This is a genomic window from Kineococcus sp. NPDC059986 (assembly GCF_040702905.1).
Taxonomy (GTDB): domain Bacteria; phylum Actinomycetota; class Actinomycetes; order Actinomycetales; family Kineococcaceae; genus Kineococcus.
Window position 1 is genome coordinate 25969 of record NZ_JBFBND010000018.1, and the last position, 21163, is coordinate 47131.

The following is a 21163-nucleotide window of genomic DNA, read 5'->3' on the forward strand; positions in this document are numbered from 1 at the left end:
GCAGCGCTCAGGTGGCGAGCCAGAGCCAGCGGGTCGGCGTCACGACGGCCTGCACCAGCTGGTCGTGGGGGAGGGCGGGCAACGGGCTGACCGCCGCGTCGAGCAGTTCCTCGTCGTGCACGACCGCGGCCACGGGGACCCGTGCGGGGACGCGGCGCAGGGCACGGTCGTAGCTGCCGCCGCCCTGTCCGAGCCGGCGGCCGGCGGTGTCGACGGCGAGGGCCGGGACGAGGACGAGGTCGGCGCTCGCGACGGCGTGCACGCCCAGCGGGCCGGGGGTCGGACCCGCGGGACGCAGCTCCCAGTCGAGGTCGCCGTCGGGCAGCAGCACGGGCAGCAGGACCTCCACGTCCCGGCGCCGCAGCTCCGCGAGCGTGGACCGGGTCCCGGGTTCGCCCGGCAGGGACGTGTAGGCCGCCACCCGGCGGGCGCCGGCGAGGAGCGGGCAGTCGAGGAGGACGCGGGCCACGGCGACGTCGACGGCGGCCGCGTCGTGCTCGGGCACCGCACGTCGTGCGGCCCGGACGTCCTTGCGCAGCAGTCGCTTGCGGGCCTCGACGGTCGGGACGTCGGACTCCACGGACAGGTCCCGGTGGACGGTGAGGTCGCCGGTGCCGGTGCCGGTGCCGGTGCCGCCGGCCGCGTTGGGGGAGGACCCGGCGTCGAGGACGGTGTCGGGTGTGGGCACGGGCCGCTCCAGGTTCGTGGCGGGATCGCGAGGGGGGTCCCGTCGCTGTCCGCTCCCCACCGAGTCTGCCTCCTCGGACGGGGTTCCGGAAGAGGACGCTCCGGGCCCCCCGGTCGGCGCATCACGGCTGCAGGCCGTGTCCGAGTCTGGACGGGCGGTAGCCTCCGCCCATGACTGAACGCGACGAGCGTCCCGGCCGCACGGTGCGCAAGGCCGTGATCCCCGCCGCCGGGCAGGGGACCCGCTTCCTGCCGGCCACCAAGGCGATGCCCAAGGAGATGCTGCCGGTGGTCGACACCCCGGCCATCCAGTACATCGTCGAGGAGGCCGTCCGGGCCGGTCTCACCGACGTCCTCATGATCACCGGCCGCAACAAGCGGTCCCTGGAGGACCACTTCGACCGCAACGTCGAGCTCGAGGTCGGGCTCGAGAAGAAGGGCGACGCGGCCAAGCTGGCCCGCGTCCAGGAGTCCACCGACCTCGCCCAGGTGCACTACGTCCGTCAGGGCGACCCCAAGGGCCTCGGGCACGCGGTGCTCGTGGCCGAGCAGCACGTCGGCGACGAACCCTTCGTCGTCCTGCTCGGGGACGACATCGTCGACTCCCGCGACCCGCTGCTCGACATCATGATCAAGGTCCGCGAGGAGCACGGCGGCAGCGTCGTGGCCTTCATGGAGGTCCCGCACGACCAGATCCACCTCTACGGCTGCGCGGTCGCCGAGCCGACCGACACCCCCGACGTCGTCAAGGTCTCCGGTCTGGTCGAGAAGCCGAAGACGGAGGAGGCGCCGAGCGACCTGGCCGTCATCGGCCGCTACCTGCTCGACCCGGCCGTCTTCGCCGTCCTGCACGAGACCCCGCCGGGCAAGGGCGGGGAGATCCAGCTCACCGACGCCCTGCAGGTCCTGGCCCGGGGTGACGGCCCCGGCTACGGCGTCCACGGCGTCGTGTTCCGCGGCCGCCGCTACGACACCGGCGACAAGCTCGACTACATCAAGGCCGTCGTGCGCCTCGCCAGCGAGCGCGCCGACATCGGGTCCGACCTGCGCGAGTGGCTGGGCGAGTTCGTCGCGTCCGGTGCGGGTGCAGCGGACTGAGCGTGACAACCTTCGGGGTGTGAGTGCACCCCTGACCTCGGTGGCGGCGCACCGGCAGTCCTGCCTGGACCTGGTGCGACCGCTGCCGCCGCTCGACCTCGCCCTGCGCGACGCCCTCGGCTGCGTGCTCGCCGAGGACGTCGTGAGCCCGCGGCCGCTGCCCGCCTTCGACAACAGCGCGATGGACGGGTACGCGGTCCGGGTGCGCGACGTCGAGACGGCCACGGAGGAGAACCCCGTCGGCCTGCCCGTGGTGGGTGACATCGCCGCCGGGAGGGCGGACACCCTGCGCCTCGTGGGCGGGACGACCGCCCGGATCATGACCGGAGCCCCTGTCCCGCAGGGCACCGAGGCCGTCGTCCCCGTCGAGTGGACCGACCGGGGGGTGTCCCACGTCGTCGTCCGCCGGGCCCCCGTGCCCGGCCAGCACATCCGCCTGGCCGGTGAGGACGCCCCGGCCGGCACCCTCGTCCTGGAGGCCGGGACCCGCCTCGAACCTCGGCACATCGGCGTCCTCGCCGCCCTCGGCCGCGCCCGGGTGCGGGTCCGTCCCCGCCCCCGCGTCGTCGTGGTCTCGACGGGCACCGAGGTCGTCGAACCCGGCGTCACCCTGGCCCGCGGGCAGCTGCACGACGCCAACGGCTACCTGCTCACCGCGGCCGTCGAGGACGTCGGGGCCCTCGGCTACCGCGTCGGCGTCGTCGCGGACGACGCCCGGGAACTGGCCGCCGTCCTCGACGACCAGCTCGTGCGCGCCGACGTCGTCATCACCTCCGGCGGGGTGAGCGAGGGTGCCTACGACACCGTCAAGGAGGTGCTGTCGGCACCCGGCGTGCACGCCGTCCGCTTCGACCGCGTCGCCGTCCAGCCCGGCATGCCGCAGGGGCTGGGCACGCTGGGGGAGCAGGGCGTCCCCGTGTTCACCCTGCCGGGCAACCCCGTCAGCTCCTTCGTGTCCTTCGAGGTCTTCGTCCGTCCTGCGTTGCGGCGCATGCTCGGTGACGAGGGCCCGGACCCGCAGCGACCGCGCGTGCGCGCCGTCGCCGGGACCGGCTGGACGTCGCCGGAGGGCAAGGAGCAGTACGTGCGGGCCGCGTGGACCCGCGACGCCGCCGGCCGGTTCGTCGTCGAACCCGTCTCCGGGCACGGCTCGCACCTCGTGACGGCGCTCGCGCGGGCGACGTGCCTGGCCGTCGTGCCCGTCGGCGTCTCCGAGGTCGCTCCCGGCGACGAGGTGGAGTGCGTCCTGCTCGGCCCGCTGCCGCCCGAGGCGGCACTGGACGTGCCCGGGGCGCGCGCGTGAGCGAGGCTGACGCCGTGAGCGCGCGGCTGACCCACCTCGACGACGCCGGGCACGCGCGGATGGTCGACGTCTCGGCCAAACCCGTCACCGCGCGCGCGGCGAGCGCCGAGGGGTACGTCCGGTGCTCGACGGCGGTCCTCGACCTGTTGTCCGAGGGTGGGCTGCCCAAGGGTGACGCCCTGGCCGTGGCGCGCATCGCCGGACTGCAAGCGGCCAAACGCACCCCCGACCTCGTCCCGTTGGCGCATCCTGTCGCCGTGCACGCCGTCGAGGTCGAGATCACCCCCGTGCGCAGCCCTGCCCTGACCGGGGTGCACATCACCGCCACGGTCCGCACGGCCGACCGCACGGGCATCGAGATGGAGGCGCTGACGTGCGTCGCCGTCGCCGGGCTCACCTTCGTCGACATGGTCAAGGCCGTCGACAAGCGCACCGTCCTGGACGGTGTGCGCGTCACCGCCAAGAGCGGTGGTCGTTCGGGGGACTGGACCGTCGATGACTGACCACCCCCCGACCGGCAACGCGCCCCGGCGGTCGGCCCTCGTCGTGACCGTGTCCAACCGGGCCTCGGCCGGCGTCTACTCCGACACCTCCGGACCGGTCGCGGTGGAGGGGCTGCGGGACATGGGGTTCCGCGTCGACGGGCCCGTCGTGGTCCCCGACGGGGATCCCGTGGAGGAGGCGTTGCGCGACGCCGTCGCCGCGGGGTACGACGTCGTCGTGACCAACGGCGGCACCGGGCTCAGCCCGCTCGACCTCACCCCCGAGCGCACGCTGCGGGTGCTCGACTACCTCGTCCCCGGTGTGCCGGAGGCGATCCGCGCCGCCGGCGCCGCGAAGGGCGTGCCCACGGCGGTCCTCTCGCGCGGGGTCGCGGGGGTTGCTGGACGGACCGTCGTCGTCAACCTCCCGGGGTCCGTCGGCGGGGTGCGGGACGGTGTCGCGGTGCTGGCCGGCTTCCTCGTCCACGCCGTCGAGCAGGTGCACGGCGGCGACCACCCGCGGGTCCCCTCCGCCGGAGCCGGCCGGTGACCCCCGGCTGGCCCGTCGAACTGCGCGAGGGGGCCGTCCGGTTGCGTCCCCTGCGCCGTCGCGACGCCGCGGTCTGGCGTGCGGTGCGGGCCGCGAACGCGTCCTGGCTGCGGCCGTGGGAGGCGACCTCGCCCGAGGGCAGCGGACCCGCGCCGAGTTTCCCGCAGATGGTCCGGGGTTTCTCCCGCGAGGCCCGCGCCGGCCGGATGCTGCCCTTCGTCGTGGAACTCGACGGCGCCCTCGTCGGGCAGATCACCGTCTCCGGCATCACGTGGGGTTCGCTGCGCTCGGCCCACGTCGGGTACTGGATCGACCGTCGGGTCGCCGGCCGCGGGACGATCCCCGTGGCGCTCGCCCTCGTGGCCGACCACTGCTTCGGAGTCCTTCGGCTGCACCGCATCGAGGTCAACATCCGTCCCGAGAACGCGGCGTCGTTGCGGGTGGCGGAGAAGCTCGGGATGCGCGACGAGGGGTTGCGCAAGGCGTACCTGCACATCGACGGCGCGTGGCGGGACCACCGCACGTTCGCGCTGACCGCGGGTGAGGTCCCCGAGGGGTTGATGGCCCGGTACCGCGGGTCCCAGCGCGCGCGCTGACGCTCCTCGGCACTCCCGCAGTGCGACACACCGCCGAGTTGCGGGATCTCGACGTCCCGTGCCATAGCGTTGCGTCCCGTGCCCGCCAGCAGTCTGATCTTCCTCACCATCATCGCCTTGTGGGCTGCCTACCTCGTGCCGAACGCGATCCGGAAACACCGGCGGACGGCGGAGGCGCGGCAGGCCGACCGGGACTCCGAGGCCATGCGCGTCGTGGTGCGGCGCGGGTCGGCCCCCGTCGGGCAGGCGCTGGCGGCGGCCGCGGTCTCTGCGGCCGCGGTGGGTTCGTCGTCGCGTCCGGTGCTCGGATCGGGCCCGGTTCCGGCTGCGGCGCAGACCCCATCGCTCGACGCTTCCCACAAGCCCCTGTCCCGCAACGCCTCCCGGCGTTCCTCCCGGGTGGTCGCGCGGCGCCGGCGCCTGGTCGCGACCGCGGCGGCGCTGACGGTGCTCGGGTGGGCGCTCGTCGTTGCGGGGCTCGCACCGTGGTGGTCCGGTGCGCTGCCGTCCCTGGGGCTGTGCCTCGTCGTCGCCGCGCTGACGCGCCACGGGGCCGACGCGCCGGCGCGCCCCGCCGTGCGGCCGGCGACGCCGACCGTCGCCCTGCCCGTGACGCGACCGGCCGGGGTGCGGACCGGGGTCCCGGCCCAGCGCGACGAGCGGCCCTCGCCGCTGGCCGACGACCGCGGGTGGGCCCCCGTCCCCGTCCCGCTGCCGACCTACCTGCTCAAGGACCGTGCGCGGACGTGGGACCCGGTCTCGCCCGCCGTCGCCGCGGCGGAAGCGGCGGAGCGCGCCGCCGGGCGGCAGGGCGTGGAGGACACCCAGGTCATCGACCTGCGCGAGCACGCACGCGTCGTGAACCAGTGACCGCGGGTGGACCGGCCGTGGTCGGCACCTCCGTCGAGGACTGGTAACCTCTTCTCGTCGCCGCGAGTGATCGGGACGACGATTCGGGGCTGTGGCGCAGCTGGTAGCGCACCTCGTTCGCAACGAGGGGGTCAGGGGTTCGAATCCCCTCAGCTCCACCCGCCACGAAGGCCCTCACCGTCACCGGTGAGGGCCTTCGTCGTTCCCGGGACCCGCTCCGAGGGCACCTCCAGGCCCCCGCAGAGCCGCTGCCGGCCATGAGCGCTCCGTGAGGGACTTGCGGCGAACGGGTGATGTCCGGCTACCATGGGTGTAGTCAGCTCACCCTTGCGTAACGATTTCGGCTCGCCGAGGTCACGCGAACGGGTGAGACGGCGTCCCACGCCGCCGTGGGTGTCCATCAGGCCACGACGGGGGAGTGCTCATGGCTGCCGAAGAACTGCACCTGCTGCCGAGTCAGCGACGGCGCGTCATCGACGCCCCGCCGGCTGGGCCGGTGCCCGACACGCTACGGCCCTTCCTCCCGTCCCTGCCCGGGGCTCGACGCCGCTCGACGTCGCCCGCGCCGCGTGCTCACCGCCAGCCCGTGTGGCAGCGCGAGTACAGCCGCACGATCGCCGTGACCGACGCCGTCGCCGCCCTCGTCGGTGCCGTCCTGGGGTACCTGCTGCGCTTCGGCGACGCGCCCCACACCGTGGGGCCTTCCGTCGCCTGGACCATGGTGCTGCTGCCGCCCGTGTGGGTCGCGTCCATGCTGCTCTTCCGGGCCTACGAGGCGCGCTTCCTCGGCGTGGGGTCGGAGGAGTTCCAGCGGGTGCTGCTCGCCGGGACGACCGTCGTCGCCCTCGTCGGGACCCTCTCGTGGGCCTTCGCCCTCGACGTGGCCCGCGGGTTCGTCGTCGTCGCCCTGCCCGTCGCGGGGATCCTCACCGTGCTCGCCCGGCTCGCGGTCCGCCGCTACCTGCACAGCCGGCGCGCGGCGGGGGAGTGCATGCAGTCGACCCTCGTCGCCGGCCACCCCGCGGCCGTCGCCTCCCTCGTGCGTCAGGTCACGCGCAACACCGACCACGGTCTGCGCGTCGACGGGGCCTGCACGCCGGACGGTCGCAGCACGCCCGAGCTCGACGCCCTCGGCGTCCCGGTCCTGGGGTCGCTGGACGAGATCGCCGACGTCGCCCGCGACGTCGACGTCGACGTCGTGGCCACCCTGACCTGCCCCGAACTCGACGGACCGGGGTTGCGCCGGCTCGGCTGGGAACTCGAGGGCACCCGCGCCGACCTCGTCGTCGCGCCCGCGCTCACCGACGTCGTCGGCCCCCGCGTCGTGATCCGTCCCGTGGCCGGACTGCCTCTCCTGCACGTGGACCGGCCCGAGCTGCGCGGCATCCGGCACGCCGGCAAGGCCCTGTTCGACCGCGGCAGCGCGGCCCTCGGCCTGTTCTTGCTGTCCCCGCTGTTCCTCCTCGTGGCCATCGCCATCAAGGTCGACGACCCGGGTCCGGTGTTCTTCCGGCAGACCCGCGTCGGCCGCGACGGCCGCGAGTTCTCGATGGTGAAGTTCCGCTCGATGGTCACCGACGCCGAGAAGCTCCTCATCGACCTGCGTGAGCAGTCCGAGGGCAACGGCCTGCTGTTCAAGATGCGCCGCGACCCCCGGGTCACCCGGATGGGGGCGCTGCTGCGCCGCTACTCCCTCGACGAGCTGCCCCAGCTGTTCAACGTCGTCGGCGGCAGCATGTCGCTCGTCGGTCCCCGGCCCCCGCTGCCCCGAGAGGTCGCGGAGTACGGCGAGGACCTGCGGCGCCGGCTGCTGGTCAAGCCGGGCCTGACGGGTCTGTGGCAGGTCTCCGGGCGGTCGGACCTCGACCTCGAGGAGTCGACGCGGCTGGACCTGCAGTACGTGGAGAACTGGTCGCCCGCCTTCGACGTCATGATCCTCGCCAAGACGGCCCAGGCCGTCTTCGGCGGGCGTGGGGCTTACTGAGCGTGACGGTGGCGGCGGTCGGTGTGTGCGGTGTCTCACCGTGGGCCGGCGTTCACGTCTTGCGTCCGTCCCCGACGGCCTGGCTACTATGCGCACTGCCAGGTGACCAGAAGTGACTGCCTTGCGCCGAACGATGCATCAATCAGAGCAACGATCCGAGGAGGAGCGCGCGTGACGACCAGCACGGACCAGCTGCCCGCCACGTCCTCCACCTCCTCGTCGTCCGCCCCGACCCTGTCCGTCGTCGTCCCGGCGCACGACGAGGGCCGCACGCTCGGCCGCACCCTCGCCGCCCTGGCCTCCGCGGCCGGCGCCGAGGCGCCCGAGGTCGTCGTCGTGGCCAACGGCTGCAGCGACGACACCGCCGACGTCGCCCGTGCCGCCGGCGCCCGCGTCGTCGAGCTGGGGCAGGCGTCCAAGGCCGCCGCGCTGCGCGCCGGGGACGAGGCCGCGACGGCGTTCCCCCGCGTCTACCTCGACGCCGACATCGTCCTGACCCCCGGCACGCTGGCCCACCTCGCCGAGCGGTTGCGCGAGGGTGACGTCCACGCGGCGTCGCCGAGCATCCGCTTCGACCTGCGGGGTTCCTCCTGGCCCGTCCGGGCCTTCTACCGCGCCTACGCCGAACTGCCGTACGTGCGGTCCGGTCTCGTGGGGCTCGGCGTGTACGGGATGTCGCAGGAGGGTCGTTCGCGCTTCTCCGAGTTCCCCGACGTCACGAGCGACGACCTCTTCGTGCAGCGGCTGTTCGCCGAGCACGAGCGCGGCACCAGCGACGGGGAGTTCGTCGTCGCCGCACCCAGGAACCTGCGCAACCTCCTCAAGGTGCGCACGAGGACCGCGTCGGGGAACGCGGAACTCAGCAGGACCGAGCACCACGACGAACGAGGCGCCGGGGGGCGCCCGGTGACCGTCGACGCGTCGCAGGACGACGCGACGGCCGCTGCCGGTGGGAGCGCCACGGGGACCGCACCAACCTTCGACCGGTCCACGTCGGGAACGACGTCGGCCCTGGCGAAGCTCGCCCTGACCCGCCCACGACTGCTTCCGTCCGCCGCCGTCTACACCGCCGTCACCATCGCGTCCCGGATCTCCGCTCGCCGCAGGCAGACCACCGCCTGGCAGCGGGACACGTCCACTCGCTGACCGGCTCCCTGGGAGATCACATGGTTCTCTTCTCTGGCCCTTCGCGATCCTTGGCCTCGCTACGCTCCGTGACGTCCTTGGACCTGACGGCGATCGACGACCTGGGGGTCGAGTCCCCGCGGCAGCGTCAGCAGGTGACGGTCGACGACGTCGACTTCGACGCCCTGCGCGAGACCGAGGTCGTCGAGCACGTCATGGTCGCCCTCGAGGAGGGGCGGGGCGGAAACCTCATCACCCCCAACGTCGACATCCTCCGGCAGTTGCGGCAGCCGCAGCTGCGGGAACTGGCCGAACAGGCCGAACTCGTCGTCCCGGACGGCATGCCGATCGTGTGGGCGAGCAGGATCCAGGGCGAGGAACTGCCCGAACGTGTCACGGGTTCCTCGCTCATCTGGTCGCTGTCGGAAGCGGCTGCCCGGTCGGACCGGTCGCTGTACCTGCTCGGAGGCGCGGAGGGGATCGCCGAGCGTGCAGCGGACCGGTTGACCGAGGAGTACGAGGGGCTCGAGGTCGCGGGCGTGCACTGCCCGCCCTTCGGTTTCGAGAAGCGTCCCGAGACCCTCGAGGAGACCGTCAACGCGGTCGTCGAGGCCAAGCCCGACATCGTCTTCGTCGCCCTGGGGTTCCCCAAGCAGGAACACCTGATGCAGCACCTGCGCCGGCACCTCCCGAACACCTGGTTCGTCGGGTGCGGGGGCACCCTGACGATGGTCGCCGGCGAGGTCTCGCGCGCGCCGCTGTGGATCCAGCGCAGCGGGCTCGAGTGGGTGCACCGGCTCGTCATGGAACCGCGGCGCATGGCCAAGCGGTACCTGGTGCACGACCTGCCGTACGCGGCGGGGTTGTTCTCCCGGAGCGTCAGGAAGAGGTTGCGCGGAAGCGCCGACGCCTGCTGACTCCGCCGTCCACATCGGTGGACGCTTCTGCAGTCGCGTCTGCGCGGCTAGAATTCGTGTGCTCGTGATGGCCGACGGCGACCTGACGGTGCATCTCCATGATCGCCAGCAGGAAGGTTCGAACTTGCAAGAGTCGCGTGAGCACGAGCAGCACCGCGGGGACGGGCGGCCAGAGGTCGCTTACCTGGTGAGCGCCTATCCCACGATCTCCCACGCGTTCATCGAACGCGAGGTCACGGCGTTGCGCGACCTCGGCGTGATCGTGCACACGTTCTCCGTGCGCCCGTCTCCACCCTCCGAGCTGTTGTCGCGCAACGCCCGTGAAGAAGCGCGGACCACCACTGCGCTCCTCGGACGCGGGCGGACGGAGTACCTGCGCACCATCGGACGCCTCGTGCACGAGCGTCCCTCGGCCGTTGTCGGCGAACTGGCACGGGCGCTGTCGACGGGACCGCGTTCTGCGAAGGCGCGCGTGTGGCAGGTCTTCTACCTCGTCGAGGCCGCAGTGCTGCGCCAGGAACTCCTCGGCCGAGGCGTGCGACACGTGCACGTCCACTTCGCGAACAACGGCGCGGACATCGCGCGCCGCGTCGTGTCCCTGGGACGAGCGCTCGACGGCCCGGACGCCGGGTGGTCCTGGTCGTTCAGCATGCACGGACCGACGGAGTTCGCCGATCCCGAGCGCTTCGACCTGCCGGCCAAGGCGTCCTCAGCGTCCGCCATCGCGTGCATCAGCGACTACTGCCGGCGAGAGGTGCTCTCCGGCGTGCCGGCCGCAGAACGCCCCGGCACCGCCATCGTCCGGATGAGCGTCGACGCCGACCGGTTCCCGGGCCGTGCGGACGCGCGTCGCGACCGGGCCGCGGGTGCGCTCCGGATCCTGTTCGTCGGTCGCCTCGTCGGGGAGAAGGGGCCCGAGGTCCTCCTCGAGGCCACCGATCACCTTCGCCTCAGTGGTGTCGAGGTCGACGTGGTGGTCGTCGGCAGAGGGCCGCTGGAGGCGGAACTGCGACAGGCCGTCGTCGACCGGAACCTCGGGGACGTCGTGCGGTTGGTCGGAGCCGTGGGTCAGGACGAGCTGCCCGACTGGTACGCCTGGGCAGACGTGTTCTGCCTCCCGAGCTACGAGGAAGGGGTCCCCGTCGTGCTCATGGAGGCGATGTCCTCAGAACTCCCGGTGGTGACGACGCGGATCGCTGGGATCCCTGAACTCGTCGACAACGAGTCCGGAACGCTCGTGGAGGCAGGCGACGCGTCTGCGGTGGCTGCCGCCCTGGCGCGGTACGCCTCCGACCCGGAACTGCGCGAGAGCGCGGGTCGCGCCGGTCGCAAGCGGGTCCGGTCCGAGTTCGCGCCCCTGCCCAACGCGGAAGCCCTGCTCGACCTGTTCCGGTCCTCGACCAGCGCTCGTCCCGTCGCACTCGTGGAGGGTTCGCTGTGAGTGTCGAACTGGGCCTCGGAGTCCGTCCCGCCGTCCGGCGCGCTCGCGACTGGGTGCGTCGGCGCCCCGCCGTCGTGCGTGGGGCCCGTGAGCTCCCCGCCGCCGGCGAGGGCATCTCCTACCTCGGTTTCGCCGGTCAGCGCAACATCGGGGACGACGCCATCCTCGAGGCCCACCAGCGTTGGACCTTGGGACGTCCCGTCAACCAGCTGCCGGTGCACCACGTGCCGGAGGTCCTCTCCCGGGCACGAGCTGCGGGTCCCAACCCGGTCCTGCTCGGTGGGGGGACGCTGGTCGGTCGAGCCGACTGGCTGGCGCGGGTGAAAGCGTTCGACGGTGCGGGGCTCGCTTCTTCCTGGTCCCTCATGGGTGTCGGGGTCGAGGACCCCACGTTCAGCGGCCGGCGGGTCCACGCGTCGTGGGACGACCTCAAGGCGTGGGCCGACGTCCTGCCCACCTTCGGCGAGGTCACCGTCAGAGGCCCCCTGTCACAGGGCATCCTCGCCGAGGTCGGCGTGGACAGCCGTGTCGTCGGCGATCCCGCCCTGTTCTTCGCCCACGACCGCGTACCCGTGGAGACCGACGGGGACCTGGTCGGCATGAGTGTCGCCGTTCCCGAGGACGTGTGGGGTGGTGACCCCGGTGCCGTGGTGACCGCCCTGTCGGAGGCGGCGCGTCTCCTCGTGCAGCAGGGGAGGCGGGTCCGCCTCCTCGCCATGCACCCCGCAGACCTCGCGCCGTCGGAGGCCGTCGCACGGGCGGTGGGTCGTGGTGAGGCGGTCGAGGTGCTGTCCCCGCCGACGACGGACGACTTCGTGTCGGCGGTCCGAGACTGCTCGGTGGTCGTCGGTCAGCGGTTGCACGCGGTGGTGCTGGCGAGTGCGGTCGGGGTCCCCAGCCTGGCCATCGAGTACCGCCCGAAGTGCCTGGACTTCCAGCTCTCGATCGACCGCGGTGACTGGACCCTCAGCACGCGTGGGCTCGACGCGGGCGACGTCGTCGAGCGCGCCCAGGAGCTCCTGGAGCAGCGTGACGAGCACAGCGCAGCCGTGCAGGTGGGCGTCGCCCGCCTCGTCGGGGAGTTGTCGGCCGACGCGGTCCGCGTTCGTCGACGAGTGGGGCTGGACCGGGACGGGAGCGCTTGAACGTGAGGAGTGCAGTGAAGGGATCCGACGCCTCGGCGGTCGACGTCTTCCTCAACGTGCAGGGCCTGTCGGACAACCCCTACCCGGCGCGGTGGGCGCAGGCGTGGTGCGCTGCAGGCGCGACCGTCCGCCCGTTCTCCCTCAAGCAGCTCGTGCGCCACCGCGCCGGTGGACGAGGGTGGGTCGACCTGCAGTGGCCCGAGTGGGTCCTCAACGGAGGCCACCCCTGGCGTGAGGCCGGTCGCCTACTCCTGGCCAGCGCGGTGGCGCGTCTGGTCGGCCACCGGGTGGTGCTGACCGTGCACAACATCGCAGGGCACGACGTGCGTCGACGGCGCGCCGAGAAGGGGCTGTGGGCCGTCCTGGGTGCCCTGGCCACGCACGTCCACTGCTTCACCCGGGCCGGGGCCGAGGAGTTCCTCGCGGTCACGCCCACCGCCCGCCGCGCACGCGTCGTCGTCATCCCCCACGGCCACTACCGCGACGTCGTGGGACAGGTGCCCTCCTCGGAGCACTCCCGCAGCGACCTGGGAGTGCCGACCTCGGGTGAGGTCGTCACGCTCTTCGGCAAGCTCAAGGCGTACAAGGGGGTGAGCACCCTCGTCGACGCACTCGCCGGTTGCGACGCCTCGGCCCCGGTCCACCTGCTCCTGGCGGGGGCGCCGGCGGACGAGGAGACGAGGACCTACCTCGCCGGTGTGCAGCGGCGCACGGCGACGACCGTTCTTCCCCGCTACCTGAGCCAGTCCGAACTCACCGCAGCGATCGCAGCGTGCGACCTCGTCGTCCTGCCCTACGCCCGCGTCACGAACTCGGGGAGTGCTCTCATGGCGCTGTCCGTGGGTCGGCCGGTCCTGCTGCCCCGGACACCCGTCTTCGAAGAACTGCAGACCGAGGTCGGACGGGAGTGGGTCCACCTGTACGACGGGCAGCTCGACGGTTCCGACGTGGAGCACGCCCTGGCCGACCCGGCCGCAGGGCGGCCCGACCTCAGCTGGTGCGACTGGGAAGAGGTCACCGTGCGACTCGCGGAGCTGATGGGCACCCGCCCGACCGTGGACGTCTCCGCTCACGTCGTCACCACGGCGTCGGCCGCGGCGGTGGCGCTGTGAACGCGGCACCGGGTGCGGGCAGGGCTCCGTCCATGCGGTCGACGGTCCTGCAGGGGCTCAGTTGGTCGGCGGCGCAGAAGTGGGCGTCGAGGCTCGCGGGTCTCGCCTCGTTCATCGTGCTGAGCCGCTTGCTGGACCCGAAGGACTTCGGTCTCGTGGCCCTGGCCTCGGCCGTCGTGACGGTGCTCCAGCTCGTCACCGACGGTGGGTTCTCGGCCTACCTCATCCAGACGCGGGAGATCGGGGACCGGACGATCAGCACGGCCTTCTGGACGGCCCTGCTGGTGAGCGTCGTGAGTTCCGTCGCCGTCGTCGTCACGGCTCCCGTCTTCGCTCTCCTCTTCCACGAGCCGGGGCTGACCCCGGTGCTGATGGTGCTGGCGATCGGTGTCCTGATCACCGGGCTGAGCAGCGTCCAGGCCGCCTTGCTCGCCCGCGAGCTGCGCTTCAAGCAACTGGCGAAGCTCCAGGTGGGTGCGAGCGTGCTGAGCACCGTCGCGGCCCTCACGGCCGCCTTCCTCGGAGCAGGCGTCTGGGCCCTCGTCATCCAGAGCCTGGTCCTCGCCGTGGCCACGACGGTCATGCTCTGGATCGCTTCGTCGTGGCGACCGAGCCGGGTCTGGGACAAGGCGGAGTCCAAGGCGATGCTCTCCTACAGCTGGAAGGTCCTGGGGGCCAACCTGCTGAACCAGGTGCGCGACCGTGGGGAGCAGTTCATCATCGCCGCCATCGGCGGGACGGTCCTGCTCGGTTACTGGACGATCGCCTCGCGGATCCTGCAGATCATGATGGAACTGACCGTGACCGTCCTGCAGTCGGTGACGCTCCCGGTGTTCTCCCGCCTCAAGGACGATCCCGAACGTCTCCGGCGCGGTTACCGTCTGGTGCTGACGTACACGGCTGCGATCGTCGTCCCCGTGGTGGTCCTCGCCAGCCAGACCAGCCCCACGCTCGTGCCCCTCGTCTTCGGTGACAAGTGGCAGCCCAGCGCCGACGTCGCCGCGGTCATCACGCTGACGGGTTTCGCGTGGGCGATGAACTCCTTCGACAGGTCCCTCTACCAGGCGTTCGCCCGCCCGGGCGTCGACCTCGTGCTGTCCAGCGTCATCGCCGTGCTCCAGGTGGTCACCGTCTTGATCGTCGCTCCCTACGGTCTCGTCGCCCTCGCGGTGGCGAGCATCGCCCGGGCCTACGGTGTCTGGCCCTTCCGCCTGGCCGTCCTGAAGCGGGTCTGCGGGCTGCCGTGGTCCTCCTACACGGGTTTCCCGCCCATCGTCCTGGCTGGGGCGCTCTCGGCCGGTGCGATGGTCCTGGTCAAGCACTGGTTCTCCGCGCCCACCTGGGGTCAGGTGGCCGTGCTCTGCCTCGCGGGGGGCGTCACCTACGTCGTGTTCGCCTCCTTGTTCTCGCCGGACGTCCGTCGGCTGGCCGGAGAGGCCCGCGGTGTCCTGCGCCGCAAGCGCGGTGGAACGCCGACCGAGCTGAGTGTGCGTGAGCGCGCCGGCGTCGACTCCTGAAGGGCTCCCGGTGTTCTGCTTCATCACCTCCGTGCGTCACCCGCGCAACTCCCAGGACTACGGAAGGGTCGAGTCGCTCCTGCGGGCGACCTTGGCCTCGGTCTGTGCGCAGACCGTTCCCGACTTCCGGGTCGTGGTCGTGTGCAACCAGGTGCCGTCCGGGAAGTTCCCCGACCAGGTGGAGTTCGTCCAGGTCGACTTCCCTCCGCCTTCCGACGTGAGCGGTCCGGCGACGGGTCGCGAGGCCGTCTTGCGCGACAAGGGGACCAAGCTCGCCGTGGCGCTGCTCGCAGCGCAGAGGCACCGGCCGCGTCACGTCATGAAGTTCGACGCCGACGACTTCGTCAGTCGTCGGATCGTGGAGCACGTGGCGGGGTCGGACGGCCCAGGCTGGTACGTGCGGGACGGTTTCGTCGTCTCCTCGGCCACAGGACTGATCACTCTCACCCACGACTTCGTGGACCGGTGCGGGACCTCGGAGATCATCGCCAACGACGTCTTCCCTCTCCCCGCAGAGGTTCCCGGCCTCGGCGCCTCCCAGGACGAGCTGCTCGACCGACTGGGTCCCTTCCTCGTGCGTGACCTGCTCGGGTCCCACCGGCACAGCCGGAACCACCTGGCTGAGCGGGGCACGCCGCTCAGCCCCCTGCCGTTCCCCGGCGCGGTCTACAGCATCAGCACCGGGGAGAATCACTCCGGTCGCACGTGGATGGACCGTGGGCGGCCGGTGAGTCGGGCGGTCGCGGAGGAGTTCGGCATCGGGCACCTGCGCAACGCGTCGGCCTGGGGCCACTGGGCGCGGCAGGACGCGAGGGCGGCCCTGGGTAGGGTTCGGCGAGTGGTCGGCAGGACGCCGGCGTGAGCGACGTCGGGCCACCGGCGTGCGCGGGACGACCTCAGGAAGAGGAGGAGGCCACGTGGTGGGAACGACGGTCAGCCTGATCATCAGGACGTACGACTCGGTACGGACACTGGGTGCGTCGATCGAATCCATCCGCGCTCAGACGGTCCCGGCCCACGTGATCGTGGTCGACTCGGGGTCGACCGACGGCACGCTGCACCTGGCGCAACGCGACGCCGACGAAGTCGTGCAGATCCGGCACCAGGACTTCACCTACGGCCACGCGCTCAACGTGGGGGCGGCTGCCGCCCGGACGCCCGTGCACGGTGCCTTGTCCAGCCACGCAGTGCTTCCCAGGCCGGACTGGCTCGAGATCGCCCTGTCGCACATCGAGGCTGGGGCCGTTGCGGCCTGTGGTGCCGACAGCGATCCCCTGCACGCGCCGCTGACGGCGCCGGTCCGCGCTGACGCCCGGTACCTGGCGCGCCACCGCTACTGGGGGCTGACGAACACCGCGGACGTCTGGGACGCCGCCGCGTGGCGACGAGAGCCCTTCGACGAGGCCCTCGTCGCCTCGGAGGACCAGGAGTGGTCCTGGCGTGCCGTCGCCGAGGGGGGCTGGATCGTCGTGGACCCGGCGCTGCTCGTGAGTGGGGGGCACCGGCGCACCGCCGGCATGCGCGCCTACCACCGGCGCATGGTCTCCGAGATCCGAGCCCTCGAGCACGTGCGGCCGCTGCAGCAGTACTCCGTCGTCGACGCCGTCGGTGACTGGGTCCGGCGCGAACCGCGAGACCCCTTCATCTCCCGGGCACGCCGTCTGGGGCGCACCCGTCTCCTGGACGCCGCAGCCCGTTGGGACGCCGGTCGCCGGAGTGCACAGGGCAGTCCGTCCACCTCGCGGTTCGCGAACGGACGGGAGGACGAGCGTGCCGGAACCCGGTGAGTCCAGGGCGCTGCGCACGGCCGCGGTCCTCCCGGTCCGCGGACACGGCGCCATGCTCGACGCGGTCATGGCGTGCCTACGGGCGCAGAGCGTGACTCTGGACGAGGTCGTCGTGGTCGACGACGCCCCGGTCCCGACCCTGGGACCGGTCGAAGGGGCCACGGTCGTGCCCAGCCACGGTGCGGGCCCGTACGCCGCCCGGAACGTCGGCGTGGCGGCGACCGACGCCGACGTGGTCTTCTTCCTCGACGCCCGCAGTCGTCCTCGCCCCGAGTGGGTGGAGAGGACCCTGGAGCGTTTCGCCGACGCGCAGGTGGGGATCGTCGGCTCGGACACCCTCGTGCGCGGTGGCACCTCGCTCGCGGAACGAGCCAGCGAGGTGCAGCAGTTCAGCCGTCTCGACAAGTACGTGGCCAACCCCTTCTTCCTCCCGTACCTGCCGACCTGCAACCTCGCGGTGCGGCGCTCCGACTTCGACGCGGTGGACGGTTTCTCGAGCGTCCGCAGCGGAGGTGACGCCGACCTCTGCTGGCGCCTGCAGAGGACGACGGGGCACCGGCTGGACGTCGTCCCGGACGTCCTCATGGAGTGGGTGCCCCGGGACGCTGCCCGCCAGCTCCTCGAGCAGAACTACCGCTACGGCAAGAGCCACCACGGCCTCCGTCGCGACTGGTCCGGACGCGGGCTGGACGTGGTCCCCCCGCTGCCGGGGTGGCGCCTGGCGGCCCGTACCGGCCGGGCGGTCCTGCGCTTCGGTGCAGCCGTCCCGCGCGGACGGGACGCGCAAGCCGAGCAGTTCGTCGCCCTGGCCGGTGTCTGCTTCGACTGGGGCTACTGGCGTGCCCACCGTCGCGGTCGGGCCGGTACGGCGGCCTGACCGGTCAGGTCACGGGAGCTGGGAGCCCGTGCCCTCGGCCGGATCCGAGGGCACCGCGTCGTAGACCTCGGCGGCGTCCAGGACGGGCGGCGGAACGGAGACCTGCACCGCCTCGGGGAGCCGGTCACCGGTCCGTCGCTTCTTGACGATCCGAGCGGGGTTCCCGGCGACCACCGTCCACGGAGGGACGTCGGAGACCACGACGGAACCCGCGCCGACGATGCTGCCGGTGCCGATGCGGCGTCCTGGCAGGACGATGCAGCCGGCGCCGATCCAGACGTCGTCCTCGATGACGATCGGCCGGTCCTCGCGGAACCCCTGCTGGTTCATGGGGACGTCGACACGTCGCGTCTCGTGCGCCGACGCCAGCAGGACGCACCGCGGTCCCATCATCACGTCGGCGCCGATGTGCACGGGGCCGATCACGAGGGCGTCCATGCCGATGTCGGACCGGTCCCCGACGCGCACACCCTTGCCCGATCCGAACCAAGCGCCGTGCTCGATGTTGACGTCGACGCCGCACTCGTCGAGCATCCACCGAGCAGTCAGGGCCCGGGCCCGTCGCGCCATCCTGCCGCCGGGCCGAGGGCTCCAGGGCAGGTGCCGACCCACCCCCAGGTAGGCGGCCGCTGCGGCCAGGCGTTGCGCTCTGCGGGTACTTCCCATCTCCGGCCGGCTCTCGACATCGTGCCGCGGTGCAGCGTCGGTGCTCACCGTTCCCACCTCTCGTCCTGCGCCACTACCTCTGCGACGCAACGCCCTCGAGCGCAAGCCGTTCTTGTCTAGAAGACGAAACGTAGGGGATCAGGGCAACTCCAGCCAACAACCAGGTCAGCGTGTTGGGCAGCGGGTAGGGCACGGGGCTCAACATCAACGTCACACCCCAGACCGCCGTCATGCCGAGCGACACCGCCCGCCAGCCGACGAGTTCGGCGTCCCGGTAGTTCTGGGGGAGCAGGACCCTGGCGGGGCCCAGGATGATGCACGCCACGAAGAGCGCGGCTCCCGGCAGGCCCAACTCCGCGGCGCGGCTCAGGAAGACGTTGTGCACCTCGATCTTCACGTTCGTGATGCCGTACGTGTCCGCCTGTCGAACCCAGTCCTCGGAGACGTCCAGGAACTTCATCCAGCCGACGCCCGTCAGCGGTTCCTGTTCGACGATGCGCAGTGCCGCGTCGTTGGTGTTGTAGCGGTCCAGGACCGAGCGGGACGTCCCGGCCCGTTCGGTGACGCTCGCCTGCAGGCCGGGGACGACGGCGAGGGCGATGGCGACAGCCGCTGCGCCCCCGGCCAGGGCGACGGGGATGTAGCGGCGCAGCGCCGGCGTCATGACCATCGCGATCACGGAACCCAGGACGAGACCGACCCACACCGAGCGCGTGAGCGACATGAGCACCCCGCCCGCGCTGAGGACGACGACCGCGGCCGACACGACCCGCCAGGTTCCTCGGAACCGGGTCACGGCCAGTGCGGCCGCGAAGAAGCATGCGGCGCAGGCCATCCCCATGGCTTCGGACGCCGCGAAGGGACCCCGTGCGCGGCCGAACTGAATGCCCACGCTGGGGTCCCCGATGTAGCTGGGGAACACGAGCGACCACAGCTTCAGCGTCTCGAGCACCGCGGTCACGCCGAGGTAGAGGCCGAGGACGACGAGGGTCTTGAGGAGGAGGGCGCGGTGTTCAGCCTTCGCGAAGACGATCGGCGCGAGGCAGAACATCACGAAGGGGACCAGGAGGCGGTCCAGCAGCGCGAAGAGGCCGTAGCTGTTCAGGAGCGTTCCGTGTCCAGCCGCGGAGATCGTCGCCAGTGCGAGCAGTCCGAACATCGCGCCGTGCACCGGGCGCAGGACCAGGCTCCGCCGCTTCCACGCCCAGGGGTCGAGGGCGAGGAGGAGGACGCCGCCGAAGAACGAGATCCGGTCGAGCCCGAGGGGAACTCCGAGGCGGTCCCAGTGGCCCGAGAAGATGTTGAAGACGATCGTGGCGAGGAAGCACCACACGTACGCAGGCGTCGAACGCCACGAGCTCGTCGTCACCGGGGCCGGTGTGGTGTCCCGGGCTTCCGAGACGTCAGACGTCGTCATGCCCGGGCTCAGAGCCGGTGGGGCGAGCCGGCGACCGTCGAGGACCGGGGAGACTCCTCGTCGAGGTGGATGGAGGTCGCGTCGGAGCGGGACGCCTCGGACCGGAGCCTGCGTCGTTCGAGGACCGTGGCGAGGACGAGAGCCAGCACACCTCCGACGCCGGCGCCAGCCAACCCGTTGCGCTGCAGCGTGCTGGAGAAGTCGGTCCGGGAGATCTGGGCCTCGCGGACGATGCTCAGCCCACCGACGGCAGACGTCTGCGTGGTGGCGTTCCGGTACTGCTCTCCCAGGGCCTCCTGCTGCACCTTCAGGACGTCGAGCTGGGTCGACTGCTGCTGCAGCGTGGTCTGGGCGGCGGCCAGCGCCTCGGCGTTGCCGCGACCGGCCTGCGCCGCGCCGATCGCCGATTGCGCGTTGATGACGGCCTGCTGCGTCGCCTGCACCTGCCCGCTGATGTCGGTGTAGCGCTGCAGCAGCTCCTGCGGGTTCGTGTAGGTGGCGTTGACCTGGTCGACGAGCTGCTTCGCCACCGCCTCCGCCGCCTGCGTGGCCGCGGACGCGGTCTTGGCGTCCACCTCCACCATGACGACGCTGGACCCGGCGATCGGGGAGGCGGAGATCCTGGTCACACTGCTGGTGCGGTTCCCGAGCACCGGGGTGAGGTCGTTCTGGGCCTGCCGGTCGTTGACGTACCGCGAGATGTCGGACGCGAGCTGCTGGGACGCGTTCGTGTAGCCGGCCACGACGCGTGCGTCGAGGCTCTGGCTTCCCACGGCCACCCGGGCTTCGCCGGTGTACGTCGTCGGTGTGAGGTAGGCAGAACCGGCGCCGGCCCCGGCGCCGACGACGATCAAGAGAGCGGCGAGCTTCCACCGTCGGGCGAGGGCGCTGAGCGGACTCACAGTGGTGTCGGTCACCTGGGCCACGGATGATGCTCCATCTGGTCGGCGGGCTCGCTTCGGGTAGTCGGACCGAGGCAGAGAGTACCCACATCCGCTGGGTGGCGAGGATCTCTCGCCACGAACAGCTCATGATGGTGACGGGGAGTGATATTCCTGGGGGCGTTCTCGGAGGCTGGCGACCGAGAGTGAAGGTGGGCCCTTGCTGCGGCTCTGGAGGCGCCGGACCCACCCCCACATCGGGGACGCGTCTCAGGACAGGTACGCAGCCGCCCAGTCCGCGTGGTCGCCGGTGTTGGTGTCTCCCGCGTTCGTGACGACGAGCCGGATCTCGGTGGCACCGGAGACGTCCACGAGGAGGCTCTTCGCCGCCTGCCCCCCACGCAGCACGCCGCTGTCGGCGAGCAGGGTGGAGCCGTTCCACACCTGGAACACGACCGAACCGCTGGAGCCGACCTCGGAGTCCACGCCCACCTCGGCCGAGAAGGTCGAGAAGCCGCCCACCGGGACGACGACCTCGGACGGCGCGTGCACGCCCAGGCCGGTCGAGTAGGTGCGTCCGGCGATCTTCAGGACGCGGCCGTCGCCGGCCTTGAGCTCACCGTTGCTGCGGTCCTTCTCGACCGGGCCCCAACCGTTGCGGACGGTGCGGAAGGCCGTGGACGACACGGGGACCAGCGTGGGTGCGGT

The 21163-nt window shown here is 72.1% G+C and carries 21 protein-coding genes and 1 tRNA gene; 17 read left to right on the forward strand and 5 right to left on the reverse strand.

The genetic code is table 11. The annotated features are described in order from the left end of the window. Window positions 1–7: 7 nt before the first annotated feature. The gene (locus tag AB0637_RS14615) at window positions 8–688 is read right to left on the reverse strand and encodes a 5-formyltetrahydrofolate cyclo-ligase (RefSeq protein ID WP_366173156.1); all 681 of its coding nucleotides are present in this window, start codon (window positions 686–688) and stop codon (window positions 8–10) included. Between the two features lie 170 nt (window positions 689–858). On the opposite strand from AB0637_RS14615, the gene galU reads away from it, so the two are divergent. The 17 genes from galU (at window position 859) to AB0637_RS14700 (ending at window position 17491) form a co-directional block, all read left to right on the forward strand. Next, window positions 859–1785 carry a UTP--glucose-1-phosphate uridylyltransferase GalU gene (gene galU, locus AB0637_RS14620; RefSeq protein WP_366173157.1) on the forward strand — a complete coding sequence of 309 codons (927 nt, stop codon included), beginning with the start codon at window positions 859–861 and terminating at the stop codon, window positions 1783–1785. A gap of 19 nt (window positions 1786–1804) precedes the next feature. Then, window positions 1805–3088, forward strand: coding sequence for a gephyrin-like molybdotransferase Glp (glp, locus tag AB0637_RS14625; RefSeq protein ID WP_366173158.1), 1284 nt, complete (start codon window positions 1805–1807; stop codon window positions 3086–3088). A gap of 14 nt (window positions 3089–3102) precedes the next feature. Next, a complete protein-coding gene (gene moaC / locus AB0637_RS14630) occupies window positions 3103–3591 on the forward strand; it encodes a cyclic pyranopterin monophosphate synthase MoaC (protein WP_366173159.1) in 489 nt (162 codons plus the stop codon). Next, window positions 3584–4120 carry a MogA/MoaB family molybdenum cofactor biosynthesis protein gene (locus AB0637_RS14635; RefSeq protein WP_366173160.1) on the forward strand — a complete coding sequence of 179 codons (537 nt, stop codon included), beginning with the start codon at window positions 3584–3586 and terminating at the stop codon, window positions 4118–4120. The genes moaC and AB0637_RS14635 overlap by 8 nt, the downstream gene beginning before the upstream one ends. Next, the gene (locus tag AB0637_RS14640) at window positions 4117–4716 is read left to right on the forward strand and encodes a GNAT family protein (RefSeq protein ID WP_366173161.1); all 600 of its coding nucleotides are present in this window, start codon (window positions 4117–4119) and stop codon (window positions 4714–4716) included. Before AB0637_RS14635 ends, AB0637_RS14640 begins: the two co-directional genes overlap by 4 nt. Window positions 4717–4794: 78 nt before the next feature. After that, window positions 4795–5586 (forward strand): hypothetical protein, encoded by a 792-nt coding sequence (locus tag AB0637_RS14645; protein WP_366173163.1) that lies wholly within the window; start codon window positions 4795–4797, stop codon window positions 5584–5586. A gap of 85 nt (window positions 5587–5671) precedes the next feature. Next, window positions 5672–5744, forward strand: a tRNA-Ala gene (locus AB0637_RS14650). A gap of 266 nt (window positions 5745–6010) precedes the next feature. Next, window positions 6011–7570, forward strand: coding sequence for a sugar transferase (locus AB0637_RS14655; RefSeq protein WP_366173164.1), 1560 nt, complete (start codon window positions 6011–6013; stop codon window positions 7568–7570). A 171-nt stretch (window positions 7571–7741) separates the two neighbouring features. After that, window positions 7742–8716 (forward strand): glycosyltransferase, encoded by a 975-nt coding sequence (locus AB0637_RS14660; protein WP_366173165.1) that lies wholly within the window; start codon window positions 7742–7744, stop codon window positions 8714–8716. 68 nt (window positions 8717–8784) lie between these two features. Beyond that, the gene (locus AB0637_RS14665) at window positions 8785–9612 is read left to right on the forward strand and encodes a WecB/TagA/CpsF family glycosyltransferase (RefSeq protein WP_366173166.1); all 828 of its coding nucleotides are present in this window, start codon (window positions 8785–8787) and stop codon (window positions 9610–9612) included. A 187-nt stretch (window positions 9613–9799) separates the two neighbouring features. Then, on the forward strand, window positions 9800–11053 hold the full coding sequence (locus AB0637_RS14670; RefSeq protein WP_366173167.1) for a glycosyltransferase: 1254 nt from the start codon (window positions 9800–9802) through the stop codon (window positions 11051–11053). Beyond that, window positions 11050–12198 carry a polysaccharide pyruvyl transferase family protein gene (locus AB0637_RS14675; protein ID WP_366173168.1) on the forward strand — a complete coding sequence of 383 codons (1149 nt, stop codon included), beginning with the start codon at window positions 11050–11052 and terminating at the stop codon, window positions 12196–12198. The genes AB0637_RS14670 and AB0637_RS14675 overlap by 4 nt, the downstream gene beginning before the upstream one ends. Before the next feature lie 14 nt (window positions 12199–12212). Further along, complete coding sequence (locus AB0637_RS14680) at window positions 12213–13310, forward strand: glycosyltransferase (RefSeq protein WP_366173169.1); 1098 nt, start codon at window positions 12213–12215, stop codon at window positions 13308–13310. 32 nt (window positions 13311–13342) lie between these two features. Next, window positions 13343–14827, forward strand: coding sequence for a lipopolysaccharide biosynthesis protein (locus tag AB0637_RS14685; RefSeq protein ID WP_366173170.1), 1485 nt, complete (start codon window positions 13343–13345; stop codon window positions 14825–14827). After that, window positions 14802–15689, forward strand: coding sequence for a glycosyltransferase family A protein (locus AB0637_RS14690; RefSeq protein WP_366173171.1), 888 nt, complete (start codon window positions 14802–14804; stop codon window positions 15687–15689). Before AB0637_RS14685 ends, AB0637_RS14690 begins: the two co-directional genes overlap by 26 nt. A 58-nt stretch (window positions 15690–15747) precedes the next feature. Beyond that, a complete protein-coding gene (locus AB0637_RS14695; RefSeq protein WP_366173222.1) occupies window positions 15748–16614 on the forward strand; it encodes a glycosyltransferase in 867 nt (288 codons plus the stop codon). Next, window positions 16598–17491 (forward strand): glycosyltransferase, encoded by an 894-nt coding sequence (locus tag AB0637_RS14700; RefSeq protein WP_366173172.1) that lies wholly within the window; start codon window positions 16598–16600, stop codon window positions 17489–17491. Before AB0637_RS14695 ends, AB0637_RS14700 begins: the two co-directional genes overlap by 17 nt. A 9-nt stretch (window positions 17492–17500) precedes the next feature. Here AB0637_RS14700 and AB0637_RS14705 read toward each other — a convergent pair whose 3' ends face one another. The 4 genes from AB0637_RS14705 to AB0637_RS14720 form a co-directional block, all read right to left on the reverse strand. Further along, window positions 17501–18205, reverse strand: a complete 705-nt coding sequence (locus AB0637_RS14705) for a DapH/DapD/GlmU-related protein (RefSeq protein WP_366173173.1) — start codon at window positions 18203–18205, stop codon at window positions 17501–17503. 25 nt (window positions 18206–18230) lie between these two features. Further along, window positions 18231–19526: an O-antigen ligase family protein gene (locus AB0637_RS14710; protein ID WP_366173174.1), complete on the reverse strand. Its 1296-nt coding sequence runs from the start codon at window positions 19524–19526 to the stop codon at window positions 18231–18233. A 56-nt stretch (window positions 19527–19582) separates the two neighbouring features. Beyond that, window positions 19583–20500: a hypothetical protein gene (locus AB0637_RS14715; RefSeq protein ID WP_366173175.1), complete on the reverse strand. Its 918-nt coding sequence runs from the start codon at window positions 20498–20500 to the stop codon at window positions 19583–19585. Between the two features lie 225 nt (window positions 20501–20725). Further along, on the reverse strand, window positions 20726–21163 hold a 438-nt coding region (locus tag AB0637_RS14720), incomplete at its 5' end, for an NPCBM/NEW2 domain-containing protein (RefSeq protein ID WP_366173176.1).

Excerpts from the sequence above, each read along its gene's own strand:
- galU (WP_366173157.1), top strand. The coding sequence starts at position 859 with ATGACTGAACGCGACGAGCGTCCCGGCCGCACGGTGCGCAAGGCCGTG.
- AB0637_RS14655 (WP_366173164.1), top strand. The coding sequence starts at position 6,011 with ATGGCTGCCGAAGAACTGCACCTGCTGCCGAGTCAGCGACGGCGCGTC.
- AB0637_RS14635 (WP_366173160.1), top strand. The coding sequence starts at position 3,584 with ATGACTGACCACCCCCCGACCGGCAACGCGCCCCGGCGGTCGGCCCTC.
- AB0637_RS14685 (WP_366173170.1), top strand. The coding sequence starts at position 13,343 with ATGCGGTCGACGGTCCTGCAGGGGCTCAGTTGGTCGGCGGCGCAGAAG.